Here is a 25,624-nt window from a genome sequence, read left to right on the forward strand (position 1 = left end):
ATGGCGCGCTCGATGATCTTCCCGGAGTTCGACCATGAGTGTGCTGCACCCCGTCCTTGCCGAAGTCACCGAACGCCTGCGCGAGCGCAGCCGCGAATCACGCGCCCAGTACCTGCGCCGCATCGAGGCGGCACAAGGCAACGGGCCGCATCGCGAACGACTGTCGTGCGGCAACCTCGCTCACGGTTTCGCCGCTTGTGGCCCGACTGACAAAGAACGCCTGCGCGAGGGCCATACACCTAACCTTGCCATCATCAATGCGTACAACGACATGCTCTCGGCGCATCAGCCGTACGAGCGCTATCCGGAGTTGATCCGCAATGTCGCGCGTGAAGCGGGCATCACCGCGCAGATGGCCGGCGGCGTGCCGGCGATGTGCGATGGCATTACGCAGGGCCGCGCCGGCATGGAGATGTCGCTGTTCTCGCGCGACCTCATCGCCATGGCCACTGCTATATCGCTCTCGCATGACATGTTTGACGGCGCGATGTACCTCGGCATCTGCGACAAGATTGTGCCGGGCCTGTTGATCGGCGCGCTGAGCTTTGGCCATCTGCCCGGCATCTTCGTACCCAGTGGCCCGATGCCGAGCGGCATCAGCAACGAACAGAAATCCAAGGTGCGTCAGGCCTACGCCGAGGGCAAGGCCAGCAAGGCCGAGCTGCTGGAAGCGGAAGCAGCGTCTTACCACGCGGCAGGCACCTGCACCTTCTACGGCACGGCCAACTCCAATCAGATGCTGATGGAGATCATGGGCCTGCACCTGCCGGGTTCCAGTTTTGTCGCGCCGGAGACGCCGCTGCGCGACGCGCTAACGCGCGAAGCCGTGCTGCGTGTGGCTGAGTTGAGCGCACCGGGTTCATCGTACTTGCCGATCGGCCACATCGTTGACGAGAACGCCATCATCAACGGTGTGATCGGCCTGCATGCTACGGGCGGCTCCACCAATCATCTGCTGCATCTGGTTGCCATTGCGCGTGCAGCGGGTATCGAATTGCGCTGGGATGATTTTGACGCGCTGTCCTCGGTGATTCCGCTGTTGGCGCGCGTGTATCCCAACGGTTACGCCGATGTGAACCAGTTCCACGAAGCCGGTGGCATGGCCTTCCTGATCGATCAATTGCTGAGCCAGGGCCTGCTGCACGCCAATGTGCGCACGGTATTCGGCACCGGTATGGATGGCTATACGCAGGTGCCTCACCTGGACGATCACGGTGCGTTGGCGTGGACGCCGGTGTCCAAGGAAAGCGGCAACCGTGGCGTGCTGCGCGGCATGGCCGAACCCTTCCGCCCTGACGGCGGCCTGCGCATGCTGTCGGGCAACCTGGGTCGCGCGGTGATCAAGGTATCGTCCGTGCCGGAGGATCGCCTCGTCATTGAAGCGCCTGCCATCGTGTTCCACGATCAGGACGACGTACGCAAGGCGTTTGAGCGTGGCGAACTCAATCGCGACTTTATCGCGGTGGTGCGCTTTCAGGGCCCGCAGGCCATCGGCATGCCAGAACTGCACAAGCTCACGCCGACGCTGTCCGTACTGCAGGACCGCGGCCATCGCATCGCGCTGCTGACCGATGGCCGCATGTCCGGTGCGTCCGGTCGCGTGCCGGCAGCGATTCATGTAACGCCGGAAGCCGAGGACAACGGCCCGATCTCGCGCATCCGCAACGGCGACATCGTGCGTCTGGATGCCGTGGAAGGCCGCCTGGACGTGTTGGTGGAAGCCGCCGAGTTCGCGGCGCGCGTGCCGGCGACGGCCGATCTCTCCGCGCATCAGTTCGGTCTGGGACGCGAACTGTTCGGCATGTTCCGCCGCAACGCCACAGCCGCCGATCTCGGCGCAGGCGTGTTTTGAACGCCGCTTCTCTTCTTTGACATTCACGGAACGCCATGAGCATCGAAACCAAGCAGAAACAGGTCGAATCCACCCTGCGCCTCGCACCAGTGGTTCCCGTGGTGATCATTGAGGACGCACGCCACGCGGTGCCGATGGCGCGCGCGCTGGTAGCCGGTGGCATTCCCGCTATCGAAGTCACCTTGCGCACGCCTGCCGCGCTTGACGCGATCAAAGCCATTGCGGAAGAAGTGGAAGGCGCGGTGGTGGGCGTCGGCACCGTGCTGAGCGCCAAGGACCTGCGCGCGGCGCACAAGGCCGGCGCGAAGTTTGCGGTATCGCCGGGCGTGTCGCCGGGCCTGCTGGATGCCGCCGACGACAGCGAACTACCGCTGCTGCCGGGTGCTGCTACGGCGAGCGAAGTGATGACGTTGCTTGAGCGTGGTTATCGCTTCCTCAAGTTCTTCCCGGCCGTTCCCGCCGGCGGACACAAACTCATCGGTGCATGGGCGAGCCCGCTACCGCAGATCACCTTCTGCCCCACCGGCGGCATCAGCCTGAGCAACGCACCGGATTTCCTCTCGCTGCCGAATGTGGTGTGCGTCGGCGGTTCGTGGCTCACGCCCGCGGACAAGCTGCGTAGCGGTGATTGGGCTGGCATCGAGGCGCTGGCGCGCGAAGCGGCCGCGCTGCGTTAACGCGTAGGCGGCGCATCCACGCGCGGCCAAGGCTGCGCGGGTGCGTCGCCACCTTCGACGTAATCTAGCCGTACAACTTTGCCCTGCGCGTCGCGCACTGGTTGGAAATAGCTCAGTTCGTCGGGCGCGAAATAAAGACGTCCCTGCGCTGTGACCTGCATTGGCACCGCATCCGTCGTGCCATAGCCACCATCTGGCTGCGCAATGATGCGACGCGATCACTTCAACGAGATGAGCCCCGCATTGGTTGGTCGGAAACCGCAGGCGTCCCGATAAAAAGATTGCAGGTGCGGTTCGAAGTCCACATGGAGCCAATCGCAATCCGCTTGCTTCGACCGGGCCACCGCCTCTTCGATCAGGCCCTTTGCAATACCTTGACGCTGGAAAGCAGGGGCCACCATCGTGTCGAGCACGAAAGCGTGGGTTGCGCCATCCCATGCAAGGTTCACGAACCCGATGAGTCGCGTGGCTCGCCGGGCGAGAACCCAGCCAAGACTGAACTGGTTCACTCGCGACCACCAGTCGTTGCCTTGCAATGGGTGTCCAAAGCATTCGGCATGGAGGGCATTGACCTCGGTATTCTCGAACGCACCTCGCCATTCGATCATGTTCAAGCTCCTCTCGATATCCGGCTTCTTCAGGTTTGTCGATTAGCGATCGGTTCTGAGCCGTCGAATAACCTCATCGACAATCCAGGTCACTTTCCATCATGGCCCGTTGCAAGGGAAGCGAGTAGCCCGGATAAGCGCAGCGCATCCGGGAGAACATGCCTCACCGCGCCACGTTGAATGGTTTTGGCAAGATCGATCCCGGATTGCGCTTTGCTTTATCCGGGCTACGTCGTTGGCGACCTGGCCCTGCGCATGCCACAGTGACGGGACATCGCCAAGGGCGGATAGGGGTTAACGATGAAAATGGATGTTGCCGCGCGCGTAGCGCTCGCGAGTGCAGTGCTGTTGTGTTCTCCATGGGGCCCGCTGCACGCAGCCGATGCGCCCGACGAAGCCGGCTGCCCGCAGCGACCGCTGACCATGGATATGGATCACCTGCGCCAGGACAAGGATGTGCAAGCGGTGTCGGTGAATGCATCGCGGACGAGTGCCACCGTGCTTTTCGCCGATGGCGATGTGCTGCGCGTAGGCACGATCGGCTGCGTGAGGCCGACGCTATCCGCGCGCCTGTGGGTGGCGAACGATGAAGGCATGACCGACGACGCGTGGTTGGGCCGGGCACGATCGGTGGCGGCGCGAGTGCTCGAGCCAGGCCGTGCCGCGCAATTGACCGCCTCGCTCGCCAGCGGGCAACCCGTAACCCACGTGGATGGCGGCCTTAAGGTGCAGCGGCCTCTCGCCGATGGTGCCGGGTACTCGCTGACCGTGGTGCGGACGCCGTACGACGGCCTGGGCACGTCGATGTCGCTGGTCGTCCACAACCTCTGAGGGCGTCACCGACTAAGCCGTCCCTGGTGCAAGGCCAGGGACGGTGGGCAGTGAGTTTACGGCGCCGGTGCTGGCGTGGACTGCACGCAGTGCGCCACCTGCTGGAAGTACCAAGTATCGTCTTCGTCGAAGTTCGAGTAGTAGGTGGCCACCGTGTGGTCGCTCACCGGCTTGATATCCACCAGCGCCACGGCAGGACCTTTTTCGGTCTGGTGGATCTCGATGGTGGTGCCTGTGTAGAGCACATAGGACTCAAGGTGTACGGGTTTACTGCCCCACGCGTCGGACACGCACGACGCGATATCGGCCGCGCTGCCTTCGCCAGCATACGAAGCGGTGGGCTTGGAGTTGCGTAGGCTGCCCGCGCTGGAGCAACCGGCGAGCAGCGTTACAGCGAAAGCGAGGACCACATATCGTTTCATCGAAGATCTTCCATCGGTCGGGTTGGGACGGTGGAGCACTGCATCATGCCTGGTCGGAACCGGGCCACTGGCCCATGGTACGTGCGCGTCATGCCTGTGCACATCCACAATGCAAACGCCCCACTCGCGGCTTGCGCTGACGCGGCCATAACGACGCGGGGTGTTCAATGCGCGCACCTGACGGAGGGATACCCATGAACAAACGCATCGGCAGCATTGGTACGGCCTGTGTGGCCATCGGCCTGAGCCTGGCCTGCACCACAGGCGGAGCACAGGATTTGGGCAAGCTCGGCGGCATGATTCCCGGCGGCGGCGGTTCCATGACGTCCGGCAGCATGGGCAACGTGGCCGGCCTGCTGCAGTACTGTGTGAAGAACAACTACCTCGGCGGCAACTCGGGTGCCTCGGGCATCCAAAGCCAGCTCATGGGCAAGCTGGGCGGGGGCGGTTCCAATTCGTCCAGCAACAGCACGGGATCGAGCACGAGCGACATGCTCGGCAAGCTCACCGGCAGCAAGAAATCGTCCGACAGCAGCTCGGGCAGTGGCACCAACGATCCGGGCTACCTCAACGGCGCCAAGGGCATCCTGCAGGGCGGCAACGGGCAATCCACGGATCTGTCGAGCCTCGGCGGCGGCAACAGCGACCTCAAGTCGCAGCTGACCACCAAGGTATGCGACACCGTGCTGAAGCAGGGCAAATCGTTCCTGAAGTAAGCCGGATCACGGCAGGAGCGCACCCCGTGCGCTCCTGCCTACCGCGGAACTACGGGCCGCGGCGTAGCCGCCGCTCATCCCTCGCCACATAAATACCCGCCCCCAATACCATCAGCGCGAGCAGATACCACGTGATCAGGTAGCTCAGGTGGTTGTTGGGGAACGAGATCACGGTAAGGCCGCCCTGCGGCCACGCAGGCTTGCCGACATCCAGCGTGCCGGGTGCGGCATCCTGGTCCACGAAATACGGCGCCACATGAGTGAGCTCGCGTGCCGTGGCCATAGCTGCCACGTCACGCGTGTACCAGCTGTTGCGCGAGGGGTCGTTGTGTCGAAACGGCCGGGGCGATTCGCTGATGCGCAGCAGGCCCGTTACGGTCGTCTCCCCGGTGGGCCCAGGCGCACAGCTACCCTTGATGCCGCACCAATCCGTGGGCACAAAGCCGCGGTTGACCAGCACGATGGAGCCGTCCGCTTCCTGCAGCGGCGTGAGCAGCCAGTAGCCCGTGCCGAAATCCGTCGCCGTCCACACCAGGGTCTGGCGGTCGTGCAGGAAGCTGCCATGCAATTCGACGTGGCGATACTCAGCGGACTGCGCATCTACGCTGGGCCATTCGGCCGGCCTAGGGGCGGCCACCGGTGGCGCATGCACGCGGGCATCCACGCGCTCAATCAGGTCGCGCTTCCAGCTCAGTCGATAGACCTGCCACGTACCCAGCGCCACGAAACCGGCGAACAGCACCAACCCAAACAAAGCCAGCAAGGCCAGCGCCACGGGGCCGCGCGGCTGGCGGCCCGGTTCTTCAGCAACAGTCATCGGGGAACCACGTATCGAAAGAGGGGATATGGATCGTCAGGGGAGATTCGACGGATCCATCATCGACGGCATCATGTTGCTGTTGAGGTGATACATGATCCAGATCGACCCGCTCAGCGTGATGACCACCAGCACGATGGTAAACACCAGCGCGAGCATGTTCCAGCCACCCTCCGATTTCGCGTTCATATGCAGGAAGTAGATCATGTGCACCACGATCTGCACCGCCGCCAGCGTGAGGATAATCACCGCCGCCGTGCTGGACTTCGTAATGACGTGGTCCATCACCAGCCAGAACGGGATGACGGTGAGCACCACCGCCAGCACGAAGCCCGTCATGTAGCCACCAAAGGTGGCGTGGATGCCGAAGTCCTCCTCGTCGTGGCCGTGATCGCCGCCGTGGGCGTGCAACTCGTCGTGCGCACTCATGGCAGCACCCCCATCAGATAGACGAAGCTGAAGACGCCCACCCACACCACGTCGAGGAAGTGCCAGAACATCGACAGGCACAGCAGGCGGCGCTTGTTGGCAGTGGTCAGGCCCTTTGTCAGCACCTGCGTGATCAGCACCACCATCCAGATCAGGCCGCAGGTGACGTGCAGGCCGTGCGTGCCCACCAGGGTGAAGAATGAGGAGAGGAACGCGCTGCGCTGTGGCCCCGCCCCGATCGAGATGAGATGCGCAAACTCGCGCAACTCCAGCGTGATGAACCCAGCGCCCAGCAAGCCGGTAATCACCAGCCATACCAGCATCGGATTGCGCTGGTTGCGTTGCATCGCCAGCACCGAGAAGCCGTAGGTGATGGAGGAAAGCAGCAGCAGCGTGGTGTTCACCGCCACGGCCGGCAGCTCCAGCACCTCCTGGGCAGTGGGTCCACCGGCGTATTCGCGACCCAGCACGCCATAGGCGGCAAACAGGCAGGCGAAGACGAGGCAGTCGCTCATCAGGTACACCCAGAACCCCAGCAACGTACCGTTGACCGGGTGATGCTCCGTGGTGTCGTAGAAGGCCAGCGGTTGCTTTGGCCCGCCGGCAGGCAAGGTAGTAGATATCTCAGACATGGCTGGCCAGCAGCTCCGTTCGGGATGCCTCGGTACGGGTCACTTCATCCGACGACAAGTAGTAGTCGCGGTGATAGTTGAAGGTGTGGCCAATGGCGACCGCCAGCAGCGCGATAAAGGACACCGCCGCCAGCAGCCACATGTACCAGATCATGGCGAAGCCAAACACGAAACTCAGGGCGCCCATCATGAATCCGGCTCCCGTGTTGAGTGGCATGTGGATCGGCATGAAGCCGCTCAGTGGCCGCTGGTAGTGGTATTTCTTCATCATCCACCACGCGTCGTGATCATGGACCAGCGGCGTGAAAGCGAAGTTGTACTTCGGCGGTGGCGACGACGTGGACCATTCCAGCGTGCGGCCATTCCAGGGGTCGCCCGTGGTGTCGCGCAGCTTTTCCTTGTTCTTGAAGCTCACCACGAACTGGATGATGTTGCAGGCGATGCCTAGCGCAATCAGGAACGCACCGAATGCGGCGATTACGAACCAGATCTGTAGCGATGGATCATCGAAATGGCTGAGGCGTCGCGTAATGCCCATCAGGCCGAGCACATACAGCGGCATGAAGGCGAAATAGAAGCCCACCACCCAGAACCAGAACGAGCACTTGCCCCAGAACGGATCGAGCCGGAAGCCAAACGCCTTGGGGAACCAGTAAGTGATGCCGGCGAACAGGCCGAACAGCACGCCGCCGATGATCACGTTATGAAAATGCGCGATCAGGAACAGGCTGTTGTGCAGCGAGAAATCCGCCGGGGGCACCGCCAGCAGCACGCCGGTCATGCCACCGATGACGAAGGTGATCATAAAGGCCACCGTCCACATCATCGGCAGCTCGAACTCCACGCGGCCGCGGTACATGGTGAACAGCCAATTGAAGATCTTCGCGCCCGTGGGTATCGAGATGATCATCGTGGTGATGCCAAAGAACGAGTTGACGCTCGCCCCCGATCCCATCGTGAAGAAGTGATGCAGCCACACCAGATACGACAGCACGGTGATAACCACCGTGGCGTACACCATCGACGCATAGCCGAATAGCGGCTTGCGGCTGAAGGTGGCGGTGACTTCCGAGAAGATGCCAAATGCCGGCAGGATCAGGATATAGACCTCCGGGTGGCCCCAGATCCAGATCAGGTTCACGTACATCATGGCGTTGCCGCCAAGCTCGGTGGTGAAGAAGTTGGTGCCGGCGTAGCGATCCAGCGCAAGCAGCGCGAGTACCGCGGTGAGCACCGGAAAGGCCGCGACAATCAGCACGTTGGTGCACAGCGCGGTCCAGGTGAACACCGGCATCTTCATGATGGTCATGCCGGGTGCGCGCATCTTCACGATGGTCACCAGCAGATTGATGCCCGATAGCAACGTTCCCACACCGGCTATCTGCAAAGCCCATATGTAGTAGTCGACGCCGGCATCCGGACTCGACACGATGTCCGACAGCGGCGGATAGGCCAGCCAACCGGTACGTGCGAACTCACCGATGAACAGCGAGCACATCACCAACATCGCGCCCGCCACCGTCATCCAGAAACTGAAGTTGTTGAGAAACGGGAACGCCACGTCGCGCGCGCCGATCTGCAGCGGCATTACAAAATTCATCATGCCCGTCACCATTGGCATGGCGACGAAGAAGATCATGATCACGCCGTGCGCGGTGAAGATCTGGTCGTAGTGCTCGGGTGGCAGGTAGCCGTGCGAGCTGCCAAAAGAGATGGCCTGTTGGCCGCGCATCATGATCGCGTCGGAGAAGCCGCGCAGCAGCATCACGAAGCCCAGGATCATGTACATGATGCCGATCTTCTTGTGGTCGATGCTGGTGAACCACTCGTGCCACAAATAGCCCCACAGCTTGTAGTAGGTGATCGCGCCGAGCACCGCGAGGGCGCCAACCGCCACCACGGCGAAGGTCACCACCACGATGGGCTCGTGCAGTGGCAACGAGTCCAGCGTGAGTCGACCGAAAATCAGCTTGGCTAGGTCGGTTTGGGCAAGCATCGTGGACACCACCGGAGGGAAGGATCAGTCGGAGTGGGGCTGGTTCGCCATGGCGTCCATGCCGCTGGTCGGTGCGGGTTGCAGCATGACGCCGGAATCGCTGGTCTCGTGCGGACTCAGGTCCATGCGCGTCATGCACGAAGGGCTTTCCGGATCCACGCACTTGGTGAGGATGGCCCGGTAAAGACCCGGCTCCACCGTGGCGTAGTACGTCACCGGGTCGTTCTCGCTGGGCTGGGCGAGTTTCACGTAGGCATCACGACTGAGGTCGCCGCCGCTAGCCTTGGCCTTCTGCACCCACTGCGCGAAGCCTTCTTCGGTGACACCGTGAAAGATGAAGTGCATACCCGAGAAGCCGTGGCCGCTGTAGTTGGCGGAGAAACCCTTGAATTCGCCGGGTGCGTTGATCACCGCCTGTAGCTGGGTCTCCATGCCGGGCATGGCATAGATCTGTCCGGCCAGCGCAGGGATGAAGAACGAGTTCATCACCGTGGAGGCCGTGATCTTGAACTGGATCGGGCGATCCACCGGCGCGGCCAGCTCGTTCACGGTGGCAATGCCTTGCTCCGGGTATATGAACAGCCACTTCCAGTCGAGTGCGACCACGTCGACCTGCAACGGTCGTGCATCGGCAGGCACCGGACGGTTGGCGGTGACCCGTTCGAGCGGACGATAGGGATCGAGCTTGTGCGTGCTGACCCAGGTGATCGCGCCCAGCGCAATGATGATGAGCAGTGGCGCGGCCCAGATCAGCAGTTCGAGAATGGTGGAGTGATCCCAGTCGGGATCGTAAGTGGCCTTCTTGTTGGACGCGCGGAAATGCCAGGCGAACAGCAGCGTGAGCACGATCACCGGCACGATGATCAGCAACATCAGCACCGTCGAGGTGATGATCAAGTTGCGCTGTTGCACCGCGAGGTCGCCGGATGGCGACATCAATACGGATTGGCAACCCGCAAGCAGGATGGCGACAGATACGAGCAGTCCACGGAAAGCCTTCATAGACATACCGACGGCGCGACCAGTTTGGGAAACGGTACGCCGTTCGGCGCGAAACAGGAACAGGCAACATTCCCAGTGACGCGACAGGCGTGGTGGTGCCATAGTGTGGCCACGTCATCCTCCCTCTTCCCGAGTAATGACTATGTCAAGCACGTTCCCTGAGCACGGCGCTGGCCACACGGTAGAGGATATCGAGCGCATCCAGGCGCATGCGAAGGTGGCGCCGGGCGAGATCGCCATCGGCGTCATCATCGGGCGAACCTCCGAACACTTCGATTTCTTCGTCTTCGGCATTTCTTGCGTACTGGTCTTTCCATCCCTGTTGTTTCCGTTCGCTAGTCCGCTCGACGGGATGCTTTACGCTTTCACGATCTTTTCACTGGCCTTCATCGCGCGTCCGTTTGGTACCGCGCTATTCATGAGCTTCCAGCGTCGCTGGAGTCGTGGCATCAAGCTGACCATCGCCTTGTTCATGCTCGGGAGTGCCACGGCAGGCATGGCCTTCTTGCCCGGCTACAAGGTGATTGGCGACTGGGCAATCGGCTTGCTCGTGTTGTTCCGCATTCTGCAAGGCGTTGCGCTAGGTGGCTCATGGGATGGCCTACCCTCCTTGCTGGCGCTCAACACACCGCCACAACGTCGTGGTTGGTACGCCATGCTCGGCCAGCTCAGCGCGCCCATCGGTTTCATGGTGGCTGGTGCGCTGTTCCTGTTTCTGCATAGCAGCCTCAGCGAAGAGGACTTCATCGACTGGGGTTGGCGTTATCCGTTCTTCGTGGCGTTCGCTATCAACGTGGTGGCATTGTTCGCGCGCCTGCGCCTGGTGGTGACGGAGGAATACACCGTCGCGATGGAAGAGCGCGAGCTGGAACCCATCGGCATCGTCGAGTTGCTGCGCACGCAGGGCTACAACATCTTCATTGGCGCGTTCGCCGCGCTGGCGAGCTATGCGTTATTCCACCTGGTGACGATCTTCCCGCTGTCGTGGATCGTGTTGAGTTCATCGCAGTCGGTGAATGCGGTGCTGGTGGCAGAGATCATCGGTGCCTGCGCCTGCATCCTCGGCATGATCATCTCCGGCTTGCTGGCGGACCGCATCGGCCGGCGCACAACCTTGGGCCTGATGGCGGCGCTGATCGCCATCTTCGCGATCATCACGCCCTGGCTGCTTGGCGGCGGCAAGTTGGGCCAGGATGCCTTCATCATTCTTGGCTTTGGGGGACTGGGCCTGTCTTACGGTCAGGCGGCCGGCAGCGTTACCTCCAATTTCGATATGCGTCTGCGCTATGCCGGCGCTGCACTCACCACGGATTTCGCGTGGCTGATCGGCGCAGCATTCGCACCGTTGGTGGCATTGGGCTTGTCGGTGCGGTTCGGACTGGTCGCGGTGAGTGCCTATCTGCTGTCGGGCGTGATCTGCACCTTGCTGGCGCTGCGCGTCAATCGAGCGCTCGCGGCTCGCGAATAGATCACTCCCCTTCGATGCCTTGCGTGGCGTCAGCGCTGCTCCGGTGGCAGTCCGCCCAGTTGTGCGACGAAGGTGGCATGCGCGGTCAGATCGACCGGTTTGTGGGTGACGGTGCGGATGGCAGGATGATTCACCAGCGAAACGCCCGACCTCCAGGCGTGAGCCGGGCGGATGGGGCGTGGTGAGAAGCCACCACCGCAGTTGGGGCAGACGTTCTGCAGCGCCTCCACGCAATCGCGACAGAAGGTGCATTCGAACGTACAGATCATGGCCTCGGTCGAGGCAGGTGGCAGCGCCTTGTTGCACTGCTCGCAGGTGGGGCGAAGTTCCAACATGAAAGCTCCCAGTGGCCATTAGATAGGCCGCATGATCGCACTGCAGGATCGCTGGCGCAGGAGCGTCAGCCCGGATCCAGCGGTAAGCAGTAGCGCAGTTTGGGTGCCTCGTTCGCACCAAGCCGTCGATAAAAGCGGGCAGCGTCCACGTTCCACCATGGCGTTTGCCATTGGATGGCGGCGCAATGATGTGCCTGCGCAAACGCATGCACGGCCTGCCAGAGGCGAAGGCCAACGCCCTGCCCACGCCAGGCGTCACGAACGTACAGGCAGTCCATGTGCAAATAGTGGGCGCCGTCCAGCGTGGAGAAATCCAGCGTGGCACTGACGTAACCCAAGGCCTCGTCACCGAGGTTGGCTATCCACGCGTACAGCAGCGGGGAATCGCCTTCGAGTGCGGCAGCCAGCGCGGATGGCTGTTGGCTGGCCCGGCAAGGGAGGTGTTCAAAGGCTGCATGTTCCGCGCCCAGCGCGAGCAGCGTGGTGACTTCCGCGCTGCCGGCGCGCCCAACGACGAGGTCGTCGATCATCTCAGCGTTCCAGGCCGAAGCCTTCGTCGATCCATCCGGTGAGGCCGCCGATCATCTCCTTCACCGGTCGCCCCAGTTGTGCCAGCTTCACCGCGGCTTTGTTGGCACCGTTGCAGTGCGGGCCGGCGCAGTACACGACGAACAAGGTATCGGCCGGATACTCGGCCATCCGTTGTTCGCTGATCATGCGCGTGGGCAGATTGATGGCACCTGGCACGCGCCCGGCGGCATAAAGCGTGGGCGTGCGTACATCGAGCAGCACGAAATCCTTGGTTTCGTGATGGGTCGCGTAATAGACGTCCGCGCAGTCGGTCTCGAAACCCAGGCGGGCTTGGAAATGCGCCAGCGAGTCAGTGCTGTCGGCGGCGGGAACACGTTGCACCACGCTGTTCATGGGTTCGCTCCAGTGGTTGGGTGACAGCAGTATCGGCACTGGCGTTGCTGGTGAACATTGGCAAGAATGCCATTCACCATGAAGAATCCGCCAAAGCGATCCAGACGTCCATCCGGCCCACCCAATCGGCAAGTGGCTGCGTTGGTATACGACGGTCTGTGCACGTTCGAGTTCGGCATCGCCGTCGAGATGTTCGGCTTGCCGCGGCCAGAGCTGGCCGACTGGTATGACTTCCGGCTCTGTGCCGTCGATCGCGGGCCCATGCGCGCGGCGGGCGGCATGCGCGTGCTGGCGGATGGCGGGCTGGAGGGGCTGGCCACGGCTGGCACCATCATCGTGCCGGGTTGGCGTGGTGTGGACGCCACGCCGCCCGAGCCGCTGCTGGAGGCCCTGCGCTCAGCGCATGCCCGTGGTGCGCGGCTGTTGTCGTACTGCTCCGGCGTGTTCGTGCTTGCCGCCACCGGCTTGCTGGACGGCCGACGCGCCACCACGCACTGGCGTTATGTGGACGCGTTGGCGCAGCGCTATCCGCGTATCCACATCGAACCCGATGTGCTCTACGTCGACGAGGGCCAACTGCTCACGTCGGCGGGCAGTGCGGCTGCGCTGGATCTGTCCCTGCACCTGATCCGTCGCGACTACGGCCCCGACGTGGCCAACACCGTGGCCCGTCGTGCGGTGGTGCCGGCACATCGCGATGGCGGGCAAGCGCAGTTCATCCAATCCCCGCTGCCCGTGCAAGGCGACGGCTTGGGCAAGCTGCTGGACTGGATGCGCCGTCATCTGGATCAGCCACAGTCCGTGGCTCTGCTCGCCGAACGCGCACGCATGAGCGAGCGCACCTTGTTGCGGCGCTTCGAGGAAGCCACGGGCTGCTCGCCCAAGCAATGGCTAATTCGCGAGCGCCTCGGCCGTGCGCGCGAATTGCTGGAGGGCAGCGGCATGGGCATGGATCGCGTGGCGCAGGTGTGCGGATTCGGGAGCACGGATACCCTACGGCACCACTTTCGCCAGCAACTGCAGTTGAGCCCGGCCCGTTATCGCGAGCGCTTTACCCACCAGCGGTGACGTCGGTCGGCCGACCGCAGGACGGCTGACATCAAGCTTCGGTATATCGGCGGGGCGCGTCGTCCGCCATCCACAAGGATTTCTCATGGTTTACGTGTTGCTGAGCGTCGTCTGCAGCGTGCTGGTTTCGGTGCTGTTGAAGCTTGCCAGACGGTTATCGGTCGACGTGGGACAGGCCATCGCCTGGAACTATGTCGCCACCAGCGTGCTGACGGCGATGGTGTTTCATCCTTCGCTGTCGGTGCTGACCAGCCCGCAAGCACCTTGGCTGGGTTTCATCGGGCTCGGCCTGCTGCTGCCCTTGATCTTCCTCGCCCTGGCCGCTTCGGTGAGCAGCGCGGGCATTGTGCGTACAGATGCGGCGCAGCGATTGTCGCTGCTGATCTCGCTGCTGGCCGCTTTTCTGTTGTTCGGTGAAGCCTTGAGTATCGGCAAGGGCGTTGGCATTGCGCTGGGCTTGGCAGCGCTGCTGTGTATGGTGTGGCGTGCTACGCCGGACGGTGCTGCCCAAGGCGAGCGCAGCTGGCTGTGGCCTTGCGTGGTGTTTGTGGGCTTCGGCGTCATCGACATCCTGTTCAAGCGCGTGGCAGTGGCGGGTGCACCGTTCGAGGCGTCGTTGCAGGCGATGTTTGCGCTGGCCTTTGTCGTGTCATTGGCGATCCTGCTGTGGCGGCGTTGGCACGATCGCACCTTCTTCACCTTGCGCGACGCGGTAGCGGGCCTGCTGTTGGGCGCGGCGAACTTCGGCAATATCGTGTTCTACCTGCGCGGGCATCGCGCCTTGCCTGATCATCCTTCGCTGGTGTTTGCCAGCATGAATCTGGGGGTGGTGGCGTTGGGGGCGCTGGTGGGAACGGTGGCGTTCCGGGAGCGGTTGAGCTGGGTAAATGCGGTGGGGGTGTTGTTGGCGCTAGGGGCGATTGGCGTGATCGCTGCCGCCTGACGACGGCTGCGATTTGCCGCTCAAAGGCGCATGATCAATCGATTCAGAGTCACGACGCGCGGAGTCGCCTATGAAGACCTTGGTTAGGGTGCTGGTGCTGGGTTCGAGCCTGTTCCCGTTGTTCGCCCTCGCTCAGTCCGGTGGTTGTGACGCCAAACGCGCGTCCATCCAGCAAGAAATCACCTACGCGCAGGCCCATGGCAACGCGGCACGCGTACAAGGCCTTCAGAAGGCCCTTTCCGAGGTGAATGCCCATTGCACCGATGCAGCTCTGCGTAGCGATGCCGAGCAGAAGGTGGCCAAGGCGCAACAGAAGCTTGCCGACCGTGAGAAGGAACTGCAGGACGCCAAGGACCAGGGCAAGAGCGCTCAGAAGATCGCCGACCGCCAACGCAAGGTCGATGACGCCCATGCCGAGCTGGAGCAGGCGATAGTCGGCGCTTCGCCCTAAGTGGATGCATTTAAGGCGCAACCAATGACTTCTGGCGTATGAAACCCATCGAGTCCGGTGCCTAAGCTGGAGCATTCGGCCACCGCGCCTGCTCCAGAGGTTTCACCGTATGCGCAAGCTCGCCCTCGCCGCGTCTATTGCCGCGCTGATGCTCACCACCGGCGTCTACGCCGCCGACAAGCCTGAGAAGAACGACAAGCCCGAGGACAAGCCGGACGCTGCACTGCTCAAGCCGCAATCGTCGGAGACGTCGGGCACGGTAAAGGTGGAAGGCAAAAGCATCGACTACAAGGCCGTGGCGGGCACGTTGGTGTTGCACGGCAGTGGCGACAAAGAGAGCGAGCCGCAGATCAGCATGTTCTACGCCGCCTACTTCAAGAAAGGCGTGGAGCCGGGCAAGCGGCCGATCACGTTTATCTACAACGGTGGCCCGGGTTCGGCCACGGTGTGGCTGCACATGGGCGCATTCGGCCCCAAGCGCGTGGTGACCAGTGACGATTCACACACCCCGGCCGCGCCCTATGGCCTGGTGAACAACGACTACAGCCTGCTGGACGCCACGGACATCGTGTTCATCGACGCCCCTGGAGCGGGCTTCAGCCGCCTGATCGCGGATGACGCCGACAAGGGTAAGCGCGAAGAGCAGATGAAGGACCGCAAGAAGGCCGTCTACAGTGTGGATGGTGACGGTCACGCTTTCGCGCAGTTCATCACGCAGTTCCTGTCCAAGTACAACCGCTGGAACTCGCCCAAGTACCTGTTTGGCGAAAGCTACGGCACCACGCGTTCAGCGGTGGTGGCCAACATTCTGGAGAACGAGGACAGCGTCGACCTCAATGGTGTGATCCTGCTGTCGCAGATCCTCAATTTCGACACCAGCATCGACGGCGCGGGCAACAACCCCGGCGTGGACCTGCCGTACGTGGTGGGCCTGCCCACGTTTGCCGCCACCGCTTACTACCACCACAAGTTGCCGCAGCAGCCAGCGGCGCTGGAGCCGTTCCTGAGCGAAGTGGAGCAGTACGCCATGGGTGAGTACGCCTCCGCGTTGATGCAGGGCACTCACCTCGACGAGGCGCGCAAGCAGGCCGTTGCGCAGAAGTTGCATCAGTACACGGGCCTTCCGGTGGCTTATCTGCTCAAGGCGAACCTGCGCGTGGACGGCGGCATGTTCGAACATGAGCTGCAAGCCGATGGCGACATCACGACGGGCCGTCTGGACTCGCGCTTCTCCGGACCCTCATTGGATCCACTGAGCAAATCGTCCGAGTACGACCCGCAGTCGTCCGCGATCAGTTCCGCCTACGTGGCAGCGTTCAACGACTACGTGCGTCGCCAGTTGAAGTTCGGCGAGGGGCAGACCTATCGTCTTTTCGCGGACATCGATCATTGGGATTTTGCGCACAAAGCACCGGGTTCGACCGAGGCACTGCAGCAGTCGACCAACGTGATGCCGGACCTCGCTACCGCGATGAAGACCAACCCGGGGCTGCGCGTCTCGCTCAACGGTGGTTACTACGATCTCGCCACGCCCTACTTCGCGGCCGACTACGAGATGCATCACATGCCGATTCCGGCGAACTTGGAGAAGAACATCTCCTACGCGTGGTATCCGTCGGGTCACATGGTGTATGCCCACGAAGATTCCTTGAAGAAACTGCATGACAACGTGGCCCGTTTTATCGAGGACACCGACAACGTCGGCAAGCATTGATGATGGCGACGGAGGTGCGCCGGTTGCGGCGCACCTTCACGCCTGCATACCGCAGCCAGCGCTACGCTCGCGACCCTCGCCAGCCGGAGGTTCCGTATGAGCACCGAAGCCGTCGCCAAACGCCTGGTAGCCATGTGCCGCCACGGTCAATTCGAAGAAGCGCAGCACGAGTTGTATGCCAAGGATGCGGTGAGCATCGAACCCGCCGCCATGGCGAATGGCCCCTTGGGCAACGTGAGCGGTCTCGAGGCCATCCTAGAGAAGGGCAAGCGATTCCAAGCCGGCGTCGTGCAGATGCATGGCCTCGAGGTCACCGAACCGCTCATCGCCGGCAACTGGTTCAGCGTCGTCATGACCATGGACGTGACGATGAAGGAGTACGGCCGTATGACCATGACGGAGATCTGCGTCTATCACGTCAAGGACGACAAGATCGTCAGCGAGCAGTTTTTCTACGACGCTGGCGGTTAGCCACGACACAACGTTGTCGAGCGGACCAAGCCGCAGGGCGACGCGGGCGATGCAAACAAAAAGCCCCGCTTTCGCGGGGCTCCCTGCAACTTGCACCAGCGTAGTGCTTAGTCGATATCGAGGAACGAGCGAAGCTGCTCCGAGCGGCTCGGATGGCGCAGCTTGCGCAGGGCCTTGGCCTCGATCTGACGGATGCGCTCGCGCGTCACGTCGAACTGCTTGCCCACTTCTTCCAGCGTGTGGTCGGTGTTCATGTCGATGCCGAAGCGCATGCGCAGCACCTTCGCTTCACGCGGGGTGAGGCCGGCGAGCACGTCGCGCACCGTTTCCATCAGGCCCGTTTCCGTGGCCGACTCGATCGGCGAGGCCGCGTTGGAGTCCTCGATGAAATCGCCCAGATGGGAATCCTCGTCGTCGCCGATCGGGGTTTCCATCGAGATCGGTTCCTTCGCGATCTTCAGCACCTTGCGGATCTTGTCCTCAGGCATATCCATTTCCTTGGCCAGCTCTTCCGGCGTCGGCTCACGGCCGAACTGCTGCAGCATCTGGCGGGAAATGCGGTTCAACTTGTTGATCGTCTCGATCATGTGCACCGGGATACGGATGGTGCGCGCCTGGTCGGCGATCGAGCGGGTAATGGCCTGGCGGATCCACCACGTGGCGTACGTGGAGAACTTGTAGCCGCGGCGGTATTCGAACTTGTCCACGGCCTTCATCAGGCCGATGTTGCCTTCCTGGATCAGGTCGAGGAACTGCAGGCCGCGGTTGGTGTACTTCTTGGCGATGGAGATGACGAGACGCAGGTTAGCCTCGACCATTTCCTTTTTCGCGCGACGGGCCTTGGCCTCGCCGATCGACATCGTGCGGTTGATTTCCTTGATGTCGGTCAGCGGCAGGAACAGCTTGCGCTCGATGGAGCCGAGCTTGTCCTGCTCGGCGTCGATCACTTCCTTGAACGGCTTGATGTTGGGCGACCACTTCTGGCGCTTGCGACCCAGCTCGTTCGCCCACTCGAGGTTGCCCTCGTTGCTCGGGAACGTCTTGAGGAACTCAGCCTTGGGCATCTTCACGTGCTTGACGAAGATGTCCATCAGCACGCGCTCGTGGTGACGGATGTCGTTGACCACGTCGCGCAGCTTGCGCACGAAGCTGTCGATCAGCGCGGACGGCAGCTTGAGCTTGAGGAACTCCTCAGCCATCTGGTCGCGCAGCTTGGTGACCTTCTTGTCGCTGATATCGGTGGCCTTGGGGGCCGCCTTCTGGAACTTGCCGTAGTAGTCGCGCAGCAGTTCCATGCGGCGCTTGACCTCTTCCGGATCGGGACCGGTCGGACCGGCTTCCTCTTCCTCGGTCGCGCCCTCTTCGGTTTCTTCTTCTTCGCCTTCGGCGGCGGCGTCATCCACCTCGGCATCGGCCGCGGCAGCCTGGGCCGCGTCGGCGGCCTCTTCCAGGTCGGCGAAGCCGGCCAGGATTTCGCTCAGGCGGCGCTTGCCATCCAGGTGCTGGTCGTATTCCTCAAGCAGCAGCTCGATGGTCAGCGGGAAGCTGGCCAAAGCGGTCTGGACCTGGCCCAGGCCTTCTTCGATGCGCTTGGCGATGGCGATTTCGCCCTCGCGGGTCAGCAGCTCGACCGTGCCCATCTCACGCATGTACATGCGGACGGGATCGGTGGTGCGACCCACTTCGGAGTCGACCGCCGAGAGCAGCGCCACGGCTTCTTCCGCGGCGGCTTCATCGTCGGTGGACGCGCCGGGCGCGTTGTCCGACAGCGGATCGGAATCCGGTGCGGCGTCGTGCACTTCAATGCCGACGCCCTTGAGCACCGCCATGATGTCTTCGATCTGCTCCGGATCGACGATGTCGTCGGGCAGGTGGTCGTTGATCTCGGCGTAGGTCAGGTAGCCCTGCTCCAGACCCTTGGAGATGAGCGCCTTGATTTCAGACTGTTGCTCAGGAGCTTTGCTATTCATACCTACCGCCGCGTATGCAGGAACCGATCAGTATACCCATGTGATGCTTTTTTGACCAGTTTTCAAGTAAGGGAACGAGGAAGATAGGTACGCAAAAATCGCGCCAAATCCGGATCTTCCGGTGATTTTGTCGAAGTTGGCCGGTATGCGCCGAGGCAAATGACGATCATGGAGTCTCCAGCCAGAAGGTGACCGGGCCGTCGTTGACCAGATGCACCTGCATATGGGCACCGAAGCGCCCGATTTCCACCCTGGGGTGCGCTGCCCGGGCCAATTCGACCAATCGATCGAACCAGCGGCGGCCTTCTTCTGGCGTCGCCGCGCTGGTGAAGCTGGGGCGCATGCCCGAGCGGGTGTCCGCCGCCAGGGTGAACTGGCTGACCAGCAGCAGCTCGCCGCCCTTGTCGGCCAGGGAACGGTTCATGCGGCCCTGCTCGTCGGCAAACACGCGGTAGCCGAGCAAGCGTTCCAGCATTCGCTTGGTGCGCGCCTCGTCGTCGCCGGGCTGCACGGCGACCAGTGCCAGCAGGCCGGGCCCGATGGCACCCACGGTGGTGTTTTCGACATCGACACGAGCGGACAGTACGCGCTGGATCAGGGCGATCATGGAATCGGTAACGGCTAAAGGGGGCGGAAGCTTAGGACCTCGCCGCCGGGGGGCGGTAGCGTTCAGAGCGGGAAACGAAAACAGGCGGCTTGTCGTTGACCCGTGAAGCCCCTCCACAGGCGGTTACACTGCGTCGCTCATGCGACCCGATATCTACCTCCTCTACCTTCTCCTGCGCCTGTTCGGATTGCTGCCCCTGCGCGCGCTGCACGCGCTCGGTGCCGGCATCGGCCGTCTTTCGCTGGCGCTACGCAGCGGTACGGCGCACACCACCTCGATCAATCTGAAGCTGGTGCGGCCATCGCTGGATGAAGGCGCGCACGCTGCCCTGCTCCGTCAGGTGATGGAAGACAGCGGCCGTTCGGCCACGGAGATCGCCAAGATCTGGGGTAACGATGCCGAGCGCGCGCTGGACATGGTGCGTGAGGTGCGTGGCGAGGCGCTGTTCGATGCCGCGTTGGCCTCCGGCAAAGGCGTGATCATCGCTGCGCCACACCTGGGCTGCTGGGAATTGCTCAATTACTGGCTGTGCCGCAAGACGTCGATGGCCATCCTGTATCGCCCGCCGCGCATCGCCGCGATCGAGGGCCTGCTGCGCAAGGCGCGTGGCGCGCTGGCGCCCGAGCAGGTACGTGCCGAGGGTGCCGGTGTGCGCACGTTGTACAAGCGGCTGGCGGCGGGCGGCACGGTAGGCATCCTGCCGGACCAGAAGCCGCGCGCCGGCGAGGGCGAGGTTGCCCCGTTCTTCGGACAGAACGCCCTGACCATGGTTCTACTGCCCCGTTTGGCGGCACGCACGGGGGCGACGGTGCTGTTCGCGTTTGCCGAACGCTTGCCCACAGGCGAGGGTTACCGCATCCACCTGCAGCCGGCACCCGACGGGCTGGCCGACGCGGACTTGTCCGTGGCTTGCCGTGCGCTCAATCAGGGCGTCGAAAACTGCGTAGAACTGGCTTTTTCGCAGTACCAGTGGCACTACAAGCGCTACTCATCGGATACGTGGCGTAGCCCTTACGATTGATCTTTCAGGGCACGCGCGTTCCATCTTTGGACGTCACCACGATAGGGATCATCATGCGACTACTGCTCTTCGTCTTGCTCGCCCTCTGGCTGCCAACGGCGGTGGCCCAGAACCAGCAGCCCCCCGCTTCGCCCGACTGGCAGGCGCACTGCACGCTGCCGGGCGGTCAGGCATTCGTGCTGCGTTTCCACACTGATAGCCCGGACCCCACCAACGACGACATGCAGGTGATGCTGGTCCTCGCTGGCGGCAAACAGGTCAAGCTGGCGCTACCACCGGCCTGGTATCTACCGGTGGCATTGACCGGCAACGCCGACAACCGATGCGACAGCGTGGTGGCGACGCCGGCCGGCGACGGACGGATCTTGCTGTGGCTGGCCGCCGACGATCGCCCGAACTTTCCGCAACTGACGTTGGCGCTGGTTGACCTGAAGAGCGGTCAGCTGGTGGCGAAGCGCACCAGGCTGGGTGCGATCAAGATCAGCGATGAAAATGTGCATCTGGCTATTCGCCACCACGACACGGGCTACGAAGTGCGCGTGGTGCACGATGTACTGACCAACACGAATGACGACACCGCGTACAACTACATCGAAGACTGGTTGCAGGTCGGCGTTGGCGCGCAGAGCATCGACACGCATTGGCGCTGACGCGCTGCTTCCTGAGGCGTCAGGACTTGTCCAGACGCCTCAGGAAGACCGTCATTTCCTTCTCAGCCTGCTTGTCACCACGCGCCTGAGCGGCGCTGATGCCTTGGCGCCACGCGTCTGCGGCACCGCTTAGATCATCGACGGCGAGGCAGGCCTTCCCTAGCAGCTTCCAGGCGGCGGAATAGCCGGCATCGAAGGCCACGGCCTGGCGGAGCTCCGGGATCGCCGCGGCGGCATCGCCCGCGTTGAGCAGCGCGTTGCCCAGCGAAAAGCGCAGCAACGCGCCATCGCGCGGCCCGCCACACTGCGCACGCAGGTTGGCGATCAGTGCGTCATTCATTGCAGGGCGCGGACGCGCCACTCGTCGACTTTATAGACCCGGGTTGGCTGTGCTGGCTCCGCGGGCACACGCCCGGCGCGCAGATCGGCCAGTGACGTCGCCGGCCAGATCACTACCCAGCCCGAGCGGAACGGCTGCACCAGCAGTGCGTAGCGCAGCGAATCGTTGCTCAGTTTGTCCGGGTGCTCGACGATCAGGCCGTTGGGATGTGCCTGCGAAAACTCCTGTAGCGACTCACCCTCGAACACGCGATCGATGGAATGGGTCAGGCGACCGGCGAAGTGGAACTGCCCCTCGTAGTTGCCGAGGATGCCGATGGTGCGGTTCTCCGCGTCGGCTGCGCCCAGCAACTGGGCTGATGGCTGCAGGTCGAAGTTCTGCCACATGGTCAGCGTGAACAGCGTATTGAGCGCCAGCGTACCGACCAAGCCCGCAAAGGCCAGACGGCGCATCTCGCCGCGGCCGCGCAAGAGCAGCAGCGCGCCCAGCAACACAAACACCACACTGAAGAAACGGCTGTAGCGCTGCGTGGTGTCGAACCACTCGCCGTGCAGATCGTTGTGCGCTACCAGCACCGGCAGCACGAACAGGAAGATGCCGAACAGAATGCCGCCCACGCCCAGTGGCCACGTTCCCAGCCATGGGTTGTTGGCGAGCGCTGGCCGTTGGTCGCGCAGCACCGCGACGGCGCCGGCCACCAGCAAAGCGGCGCCTGCGTACTCGGGCAGCGGGTAGTACAGCTGCTTACCGCTGATGAAGGAGAACACCACCATCACCGGCACCAGCCAGCACAGCGCAAAGCGCAATCCGGCGTCCAGCGGGCGGCGCAGGGTAATCAGCGCGGCCCATGCACGCGGCCAACCACTGAAGGGGAACAGCAGCGCCGGGATCACCGGCAGGTACCACCAGAACGGGCGGGCGTGGTCGAACGCATTCACCACGCGACCGGCGGTCTGGGTGAAGAACAGGCGTTGGCGATACGCCTCGCCACCGCTGAAGCCGGCCGGCAGCGCCCACGCTAGCAGCAGTGCGCCGCCCAGCAGCAGCGCGCCCAAGCCGCGTGTATACCAGCGCACGCGGTTATCGCGGGCCCAGTCGTTCCACAGCGGACCCAACAGGAACGGGAAGGCCACGTGGAGGAACATCACCGGGCCCTTGGTCAGCAGGCCCGCGCCCACGCACAAGCCGAACAGCACCCAGCGTGGCTCGGCGCGTTGCGGCTTGGGTGTCAGGCACAGCAGGGCGGCCAGCACCCATACGGCCAGCATCACCTCGTACATGATCTGCAGGCCGAACAGGAACGCGTAACCCAGCGCCAACAGCATCCACGGCGCACCCTTGGCTACCCACGGGCGGTTCGGAAACAGCCGCTGGGCAAGCACGGACACCAGCACCAGCTGCGCACCGCCGAAGATCACTTCGAGCACACGCGGCCATACGTCGTTCACGCCGAACACAAACCAGCCAGCGTGGATCAGCCAGAACAGCAGCGGCACCTTTTCGCTGTAAGGCGCGCCATTGATGTGTGGCACCAGCCAGTAATGATGGTTGAACATCTCCCACGCCACCGCGAGGGTGCGCGTGGAGTAAAGGGGCATGGGGCCATGCGAGAAGATCGCCAGCAGGGCGACCAGCGTCCACAGTGGCAGCCAGGGCCAGAGGGAGCGCAGGTGTTCGGAGCGGCTATAGCTGCTGGATGCCACGGGCAGTCTTCTTGATGGGATTGAGACGGATTCTATCCCGAGCCACGCCTGCTCCACGCTGACCCGGTCGTGGCCGGGGGCGGTGGTGCCTCACCAGTGGGCTGGACCCCAGTACCCGATGCGGCGGCGGAGCTTGATTTTTCGCCACAGATTCCACGGCTTACGGCGCCGATTGCGCCCGCCTGCCGCGATAAAGCCGTCGATGGCCTGCAGGATGCGCTCGCTGGAGTGGCCGTCGCGGTAGGGGTGGATGGCGTCGCCGTACTCGCGAATGGCCTGCATCAGCTCGGGCGGCCGTGCCAGGGCGCGCTCGACGGCCGGCTCGAACTGGGCGGGGTCGTCGATATCGATCAGCTGTGGGCCGGGCCGGCGGTTCTTGAAGGTCACCACGGGCTTGCCGGTCAGCAAGAATTCGTTGAGCGCGGACGAGGTATCCGAGCACATCATGTCGACCTGCGGGAACAGCTCGAGGATGTTGTCGTTCTCCGCGAACGTCAGGTACTCGTTCTGCAGCGCCTTGTATTTGGCCACCGTTTCCGGGTCCATCTTCGGATGGAAGGTGACGATCCAGCGCCAGCGGCCGTCGCGCGAAAGGCGCTTCACTTCCTCGTACAAGGTTTCCGCCGCGCTCCACGAAGGGGAGAAGGTGGAGTGGTAAAGGATGACGGGCGGCTGGCGCACCGGCGGGATCGGGCCGGTGATCTGCTTCATGAAGGGGTCGATCTTGGGGAAGCCCGTTTCCACCACGGAAAAATGCCCCACGCGGTCGGCGATCGCCTTGAACTGCGCCGTGTCGCGAGGACCCGTGGTGCAGTACAGATCAAAGAAGCCGCGGACGTAGATGTGGCGGGGCTTGCCGGCATCGAAGCCGTGGAAGGTTTCCACTTTCACGCCGGGAAAGAAGTGCGGCACCGCGTTGCTGGAGGTGATGACCGCGCGTGGCTTCCACGCGCGGACTTCGTCCACGGTGAGCAGGCGCTCGCCTTCCTCCAGGTCCTCGGCGCCCGGGCCGTCGAAGAACCAGGCGGCCTCGTCGCCGCGTGCGCGGATGGCGTCCTGAACCGGGCGAAGAATGGCCAGTGCGTAGCGTTCGGAACCGTAAAGAAGGTAATGCTGTTTGGTCATCGATCAATGCCGTGGCGGATCAAAGCGTCCGCACCGTGTTGCACAGAGGCGGGATTGCGCCGCATTTCGTAGTAGCGCATGCGCTTGTAAGCAGCGTAGGAGGCGGAGGTTTCCGCGATCACGAACCCGCGCCACCCGTCCAGAAAGCCCAGCCGCAGGACATAGTCCTTGATGAAGGCCAGCAGATACACGAATGGCGTTTGCCACATGCGCACCGGCTTGCCCTTCTCCAGCCAGTCCCGGCATTTCAGCTCCGCATAGCGCAGCACCTTGATCTGCTTCTGGGGCAGGCTGGGGTTGTTCTCGTGGTTGAAGGCCGCCTTCAGTGTCACCGAGGGGCCGTCGAAACGCAGTGATTCGTGCACCCGCACGTCCGCCCAGCGTGCGCGGTCGCGGTGGAACAGGCGGGCCATCTTCTCGCCCATCGCGGGCAGGTACCAGCGCATCGGCGCGCCCATGAAGATCGTGGCGCGGCGCAGGTAGGCGGCGCAGATATTGCTCGCCATCAGCGCGGCCAGGCGACCTTCCAGTTCGGCCGTCAATTCGGGCGACAGGTACTCATCGGCGTCCAGCGCAAGGATCCAGTCATGGGTGCATTGCGTGGTGGCGAAATTGCGCTGCGCCCCGAAGCCCAGCCAGTCCTGATGCACTACCCGCGCGCCGTGCGCCTGCGCGATGGCTACGGTGTCGTCGGTGCTGCCGCTGTCGATCACGAGTTTTTCGGTCGCGAACGGCACGCTGTCGAGGCAACGCGCGATGCTGTTGGCCTCGTTAAAGGTGATGACGACAAGGGTGAGCGGGAAGGTTTGCATCCCGTCATTCTAGTGGGTGCGGCTCAGGCGTGGCGCGACG

At 63.1% G+C, this 25,624-nt stretch carries 28 protein-coding genes; 12 read left to right on the plus strand and 16 right to left on the minus strand.

The features are described 5' to 3' along the window. Positions 1 to 34: 34 nt before the first annotated feature. Positions 35 to 1,852, plus strand: coding sequence for a phosphogluconate dehydratase (gene edd / locus DyAD56_RS04915; protein ID WP_102301628.1), 1,818 nt, complete (start codon positions 35 to 37; stop codon positions 1,850 to 1,852). A gap of 35 nt (positions 1,853 to 1,887) precedes the next feature. Continuing rightward, entirely contained in the window at positions 1,888 to 2,529 is a 642-nt protein-coding gene (gene eda / locus DyAD56_RS04920) for a bifunctional 4-hydroxy-2-oxoglutarate aldolase/2-dehydro-3-deoxy-phosphogluconate aldolase (RefSeq protein WP_102301629.1), read from the plus strand. 218 nt (positions 2,530 to 2,747) lie between these two features. Here eda and DyAD56_RS04925 read toward each other — a convergent pair whose 3' ends face one another. Further along, positions 2,748 to 3,137: a GNAT family N-acetyltransferase gene (locus DyAD56_RS04925; protein ID WP_102301630.1), complete on the minus strand. Its 390-nt coding sequence runs from the start codon at positions 3,135 to 3,137 to the stop codon at positions 2,748 to 2,750. A 300-nt stretch (positions 3,138 to 3,437) separates the two neighbouring features. Between DyAD56_RS04925 and DyAD56_RS04930 the strand changes: the two genes are divergently transcribed. Continuing rightward, the gene (locus DyAD56_RS04930; RefSeq protein WP_146010439.1) at positions 3,438 to 3,968 is read left to right on the plus strand and encodes a hypothetical protein; all 531 of its coding nucleotides are present in this window, start codon (positions 3,438 to 3,440) and stop codon (positions 3,966 to 3,968) included. Positions 3,969 to 4,024: 56 nt separating this feature from the next. Here DyAD56_RS04930 and DyAD56_RS04935 read toward each other — a convergent pair whose 3' ends face one another. Further along, positions 4,025 to 4,390 carry a membrane lipoprotein lipid attachment site-containing protein gene (locus DyAD56_RS04935; protein ID WP_102301632.1) on the minus strand — a complete coding sequence of 122 codons (366 nt, stop codon included), beginning with the start codon at positions 4,388 to 4,390 and terminating at the stop codon, positions 4,025 to 4,027. Between the two features lie 194 nt (positions 4,391 to 4,584). On the opposite strand from DyAD56_RS04935, the gene DyAD56_RS04940 reads away from it, so the two are divergent. Then, on the plus strand, positions 4,585 to 5,106 hold the full coding sequence (locus DyAD56_RS04940) for a DUF2501 domain-containing protein (protein WP_199178887.1): 522 nt from the start codon (positions 4,585 to 4,587) through the stop codon (positions 5,104 to 5,106). Positions 5,107 to 5,155: 49 nt separating this feature from the next. Here the strand turns inward: DyAD56_RS04940 and DyAD56_RS04945 are convergent, their stop codons facing one another. Genes DyAD56_RS04945 through cyoA form a run of 5 tightly spaced genes read right to left on the minus strand, consistent with a single transcriptional unit; the run spans position 5,156 to position 9,982 of the window. Next, a complete protein-coding gene (locus DyAD56_RS04945) occupies positions 5,156 to 5,923 on the minus strand; it encodes an SURF1 family protein (protein ID WP_102301634.1) in 768 nt (255 codons plus the stop codon). A gap of 36 nt (positions 5,924 to 5,959) precedes the next feature. Continuing rightward, positions 5,960 to 6,352: a cytochrome o ubiquinol oxidase subunit IV gene (cyoD, locus tag DyAD56_RS04950; protein ID WP_102301635.1), complete on the minus strand. Its 393-nt coding sequence runs from the start codon at positions 6,350 to 6,352 to the stop codon at positions 5,960 to 5,962. Beyond that, positions 6,349 to 6,984, minus strand: a complete 636-nt coding sequence (gene cyoC / locus DyAD56_RS04955; protein ID WP_102301636.1) for a cytochrome o ubiquinol oxidase subunit III — start codon at positions 6,982 to 6,984, stop codon at positions 6,349 to 6,351. The genes cyoD and cyoC overlap by 4 nt, the downstream gene beginning before the upstream one ends. Beyond that, positions 6,977 to 8,950 (minus strand): cytochrome o ubiquinol oxidase subunit I, encoded by a 1,974-nt coding sequence (gene cyoB, locus DyAD56_RS04960; RefSeq protein WP_199178891.1) that lies wholly within the window; start codon positions 8,948 to 8,950, stop codon positions 6,977 to 6,979. The genes cyoC and cyoB overlap by 8 nt, the downstream gene beginning before the upstream one ends. Positions 8,951 to 9,004: 54 nt before the next feature. Continuing rightward, positions 9,005 to 9,982 carry a ubiquinol oxidase subunit II gene (gene cyoA / locus DyAD56_RS04965; protein ID WP_233202289.1) on the minus strand — a complete coding sequence of 326 codons (978 nt, stop codon included), beginning with the start codon at positions 9,980 to 9,982 and terminating at the stop codon, positions 9,005 to 9,007. Positions 9,983 to 10,124: 142 nt separating this feature from the next. On the opposite strand from cyoA, the gene DyAD56_RS04970 reads away from it, so the two are divergent. Then, positions 10,125 to 11,450, plus strand: coding sequence for an MFS transporter (locus tag DyAD56_RS04970; RefSeq protein ID WP_102301637.1), 1,326 nt, complete (start codon positions 10,125 to 10,127; stop codon positions 11,448 to 11,450). A 29-nt stretch (positions 11,451 to 11,479) separates the two neighbouring features. Here DyAD56_RS04970 and DyAD56_RS04975 read toward each other — a convergent pair whose 3' ends face one another. The 3 genes from DyAD56_RS04975 to DyAD56_RS04985 form a co-directional block, all read right to left on the minus strand. Then, the gene (locus tag DyAD56_RS04975) at positions 11,480 to 11,785 is read right to left on the minus strand and encodes a DUF1272 domain-containing protein (RefSeq protein ID WP_102301638.1); all 306 of its coding nucleotides are present in this window, start codon (positions 11,783 to 11,785) and stop codon (positions 11,480 to 11,482) included. Between the two features lie 65 nt (positions 11,786 to 11,850). Then, positions 11,851 to 12,315: a GNAT family N-acetyltransferase gene (locus DyAD56_RS04980; RefSeq protein WP_102301639.1), complete on the minus strand. Its 465-nt coding sequence runs from the start codon at positions 12,313 to 12,315 to the stop codon at positions 11,851 to 11,853. Between the two features lies 1 nt (position 12,316). After that, on the minus strand, positions 12,317 to 12,709 hold the full coding sequence (locus tag DyAD56_RS04985; protein WP_102301640.1) for a rhodanese-like domain-containing protein: 393 nt from the start codon (positions 12,707 to 12,709) through the stop codon (positions 12,317 to 12,319). Between the two features lie 78 nt (positions 12,710 to 12,787). Between DyAD56_RS04985 and ftrA the strand changes: the two genes are divergently transcribed. From ftrA to DyAD56_RS05010, 5 genes are all read left to right on the plus strand, one after another. Continuing rightward, on the plus strand, positions 12,788 to 13,777 hold the full coding sequence (gene ftrA / locus DyAD56_RS04990) for a transcriptional regulator FtrA (protein WP_233202290.1): 990 nt from the start codon (positions 12,788 to 12,790) through the stop codon (positions 13,775 to 13,777). An 85-nt stretch (positions 13,778 to 13,862) separates the two neighbouring features. Next, entirely contained in the window at positions 13,863 to 14,720 is an 858-nt protein-coding gene (locus tag DyAD56_RS04995) for a hypothetical protein (protein ID WP_102301642.1), read from the plus strand. Between the two features lie 70 nt (positions 14,721 to 14,790). Beyond that, a complete protein-coding gene (locus tag DyAD56_RS05000; RefSeq protein ID WP_102301643.1) occupies positions 14,791 to 15,171 on the plus strand; it encodes a DUF1090 domain-containing protein in 381 nt (126 codons plus the stop codon). A 109-nt stretch (positions 15,172 to 15,280) separates the two neighbouring features. Further along, entirely contained in the window at positions 15,281 to 16,885 is a 1,605-nt protein-coding gene (locus DyAD56_RS05005; protein ID WP_102301644.1) for a peptidase S10, read from the plus strand. 96 nt (positions 16,886 to 16,981) lie between these two features. After that, positions 16,982 to 17,356, plus strand: a complete 375-nt coding sequence (locus DyAD56_RS05010; RefSeq protein ID WP_102301645.1) for a nuclear transport factor 2 family protein — start codon at positions 16,982 to 16,984, stop codon at positions 17,354 to 17,356. A 107-nt stretch (positions 17,357 to 17,463) separates the two neighbouring features. Here DyAD56_RS05010 and rpoD read toward each other — a convergent pair whose 3' ends face one another. Both rpoD and dtd read right to left on the minus strand, forming a co-directional pair. Continuing rightward, positions 17,464 to 19,326 (minus strand): RNA polymerase sigma factor RpoD, encoded by a 1,863-nt coding sequence (gene rpoD / locus DyAD56_RS05015; RefSeq protein ID WP_102301646.1) that lies wholly within the window; start codon positions 19,324 to 19,326, stop codon positions 17,464 to 17,466. Positions 19,327 to 19,492: 166 nt separating this feature from the next. Beyond that, positions 19,493 to 19,933 (minus strand): D-aminoacyl-tRNA deacylase, encoded by a 441-nt coding sequence (dtd, locus tag DyAD56_RS05020; protein ID WP_102301647.1) that lies wholly within the window; start codon positions 19,931 to 19,933, stop codon positions 19,493 to 19,495. A gap of 139 nt (positions 19,934 to 20,072) precedes the next feature. Here dtd and DyAD56_RS05025 point away from each other — a divergent pair, with 139 nt between their 5' ends. Together DyAD56_RS05025 and DyAD56_RS05030 are read left to right on the plus strand one after the other, a co-directional pair. Then, positions 20,073 to 20,954, plus strand: coding sequence for a lipid A biosynthesis acyltransferase (locus DyAD56_RS05025; protein ID WP_102301648.1), 882 nt, complete (start codon positions 20,073 to 20,075; stop codon positions 20,952 to 20,954). Between the two features lie 53 nt (positions 20,955 to 21,007). Beyond that, complete coding sequence (locus DyAD56_RS05030; RefSeq protein ID WP_102301649.1) at positions 21,008 to 21,604, plus strand: hypothetical protein; 597 nt, start codon at positions 21,008 to 21,010, stop codon at positions 21,602 to 21,604. A 19-nt stretch (positions 21,605 to 21,623) separates the two neighbouring features. Here DyAD56_RS05030 and DyAD56_RS05035 read toward each other — a convergent pair whose 3' ends face one another. The 4 genes from DyAD56_RS05035 to DyAD56_RS05050 all read right to left on the minus strand — a co-directional run bounded on the left by DyAD56_RS05035 (position 21,624) and on the right by DyAD56_RS05050 (position 25,584). Next, on the minus strand, positions 21,624 to 21,944 hold the full coding sequence (locus DyAD56_RS05035) for a hypothetical protein (protein ID WP_102301650.1): 321 nt from the start codon (positions 21,942 to 21,944) through the stop codon (positions 21,624 to 21,626). Continuing rightward, positions 21,941 to 23,647 (minus strand): glycosyltransferase family 39 protein, encoded by a 1,707-nt coding sequence (locus DyAD56_RS05040; protein WP_102301651.1) that lies wholly within the window; start codon positions 23,645 to 23,647, stop codon positions 21,941 to 21,943. Before DyAD56_RS05040 ends, DyAD56_RS05035 begins: the two co-directional genes overlap by 4 nt. A 90-nt stretch (positions 23,648 to 23,737) precedes the next feature. Next, positions 23,738 to 24,772, minus strand: a complete 1,035-nt coding sequence (locus DyAD56_RS05045; RefSeq protein ID WP_102301652.1) for a CDP-glycerol glycerophosphotransferase family protein — start codon at positions 24,770 to 24,772, stop codon at positions 23,738 to 23,740. After that, entirely contained in the window at positions 24,769 to 25,584 is an 816-nt protein-coding gene (locus tag DyAD56_RS05050; RefSeq protein WP_102301653.1) for a glycosyltransferase family 2 protein, read from the minus strand. The genes DyAD56_RS05045 and DyAD56_RS05050 overlap by 4 nt, the downstream gene beginning before the upstream one ends. Positions 25,585 to 25,624 lie beyond the last annotated feature (40 nt).

This window comes from Dyella sp. AD56, assembly GCF_002878475.1.
GTDB lineage: Bacteria > Pseudomonadota > Gammaproteobacteria > Xanthomonadales > Rhodanobacteraceae > Dyella.

Excerpts from the sequence above, each read along its gene's own strand:
- DyAD56_RS04940 (WP_199178887.1), top strand. The coding sequence starts at position 4,585 with ATGAACAAACGCATCGGCAGCATTGGTACGGCCTGTGTGGCCATCGGC.
- DyAD56_RS05035 (WP_102301650.1), bottom strand. The coding sequence starts at position 21,944 with ATGAATGACGCACTGATCGCCAACCTGCGTGCGCAGTGTGGCGGGCCG.
- DyAD56_RS04925 (WP_102301630.1), bottom strand. The coding sequence starts at position 3,137 with ATGATCGAATGGCGAGGTGCGTTCGAGAATACCGAGGTCAATGCCCTC.
- edd (WP_102301628.1), top strand. The coding sequence starts at position 35 with ATGAGTGTGCTGCACCCCGTCCTTGCCGAAGTCACCGAACGCCTGCGC.
- DyAD56_RS04935 (WP_102301632.1), bottom strand. The coding sequence starts at position 4,390 with ATGAAACGATATGTGGTCCTCGCTTTCGCTGTAACGCTGCTCGCCGGT.
- DyAD56_RS04975 (WP_102301638.1), bottom strand. The coding sequence starts at position 11,785 with ATGTTGGAACTTCGCCCCACCTGCGAGCAGTGCAACAAGGCGCTGCCA.
- DyAD56_RS04970 (WP_102301637.1), top strand. The coding sequence starts at position 10,125 with ATGTCAAGCACGTTCCCTGAGCACGGCGCTGGCCACACGGTAGAGGAT.
- DyAD56_RS05045 (WP_102301652.1), bottom strand. The coding sequence starts at position 24,772 with ATGACCAAACAGCATTACCTTCTTTACGGTTCCGAACGCTACGCACTG.
- cyoD (WP_102301635.1), bottom strand. The coding sequence starts at position 6,352 with ATGAGTGCGCACGACGAGTTGCACGCCCACGGCGGCGATCACGGCCAC.
- DyAD56_RS04995 (WP_102301642.1), top strand. The coding sequence starts at position 13,863 with ATGGTTTACGTGTTGCTGAGCGTCGTCTGCAGCGTGCTGGTTTCGGTG.
- DyAD56_RS04980 (WP_102301639.1), bottom strand. The coding sequence starts at position 12,315 with ATGATCGACGACCTCGTCGTTGGGCGCGCCGGCAGCGCGGAAGTCACC.
- DyAD56_RS04945 (WP_102301634.1), bottom strand. The coding sequence starts at position 5,923 with ATGACTGTTGCTGAAGAACCGGGCCGCCAGCCGCGCGGCCCCGTGGCG.
- DyAD56_RS04985 (WP_102301640.1), bottom strand. The coding sequence starts at position 12,709 with ATGAACAGCGTGGTGCAACGTGTTCCCGCCGCCGACAGCACTGACTCG.
- DyAD56_RS05005 (WP_102301644.1), top strand. The coding sequence starts at position 15,281 with ATGCGCAAGCTCGCCCTCGCCGCGTCTATTGCCGCGCTGATGCTCACC.
- cyoC (WP_102301636.1), bottom strand. The coding sequence starts at position 6,984 with ATGTCTGAGATATCTACTACCTTGCCTGCCGGCGGGCCAAAGCAACCG.
- dtd (WP_102301647.1), bottom strand. The coding sequence starts at position 19,933 with ATGATCGCCCTGATCCAGCGCGTACTGTCCGCTCGTGTCGATGTCGAA.
- DyAD56_RS05050 (WP_102301653.1), bottom strand. The coding sequence starts at position 25,584 with ATGCAAACCTTCCCGCTCACCCTTGTCGTCATCACCTTTAACGAGGCC.
- DyAD56_RS05025 (WP_102301648.1), top strand. The coding sequence starts at position 20,073 with ATGCGACCCGATATCTACCTCCTCTACCTTCTCCTGCGCCTGTTCGGA.
- DyAD56_RS05000 (WP_102301643.1), top strand. The coding sequence starts at position 14,791 with ATGAAGACCTTGGTTAGGGTGCTGGTGCTGGGTTCGAGCCTGTTCCCG.
- ftrA (WP_233202290.1), top strand. The coding sequence starts at position 12,788 with ATGAAGAATCCGCCAAAGCGATCCAGACGTCCATCCGGCCCACCCAAT.
- cyoA (WP_233202289.1), bottom strand. The coding sequence starts at position 9,982 with ATGAAGGCTTTCCGTGGACTGCTCGTATCTGTCGCCATCCTGCTTGCG.
- rpoD (WP_102301646.1), bottom strand. The coding sequence starts at position 19,326 with ATGAATAGCAAAGCTCCTGAGCAACAGTCTGAAATCAAGGCGCTCATC.
- DyAD56_RS04930 (WP_146010439.1), top strand. The coding sequence starts at position 3,438 with ATGAAAATGGATGTTGCCGCGCGCGTAGCGCTCGCGAGTGCAGTGCTG.
- DyAD56_RS05030 (WP_102301649.1), top strand. The coding sequence starts at position 21,008 with ATGCGACTACTGCTCTTCGTCTTGCTCGCCCTCTGGCTGCCAACGGCG.
- eda (WP_102301629.1), top strand. The coding sequence starts at position 1,888 with ATGAGCATCGAAACCAAGCAGAAACAGGTCGAATCCACCCTGCGCCTC.
- DyAD56_RS05010 (WP_102301645.1), top strand. The coding sequence starts at position 16,982 with ATGAGCACCGAAGCCGTCGCCAAACGCCTGGTAGCCATGTGCCGCCAC.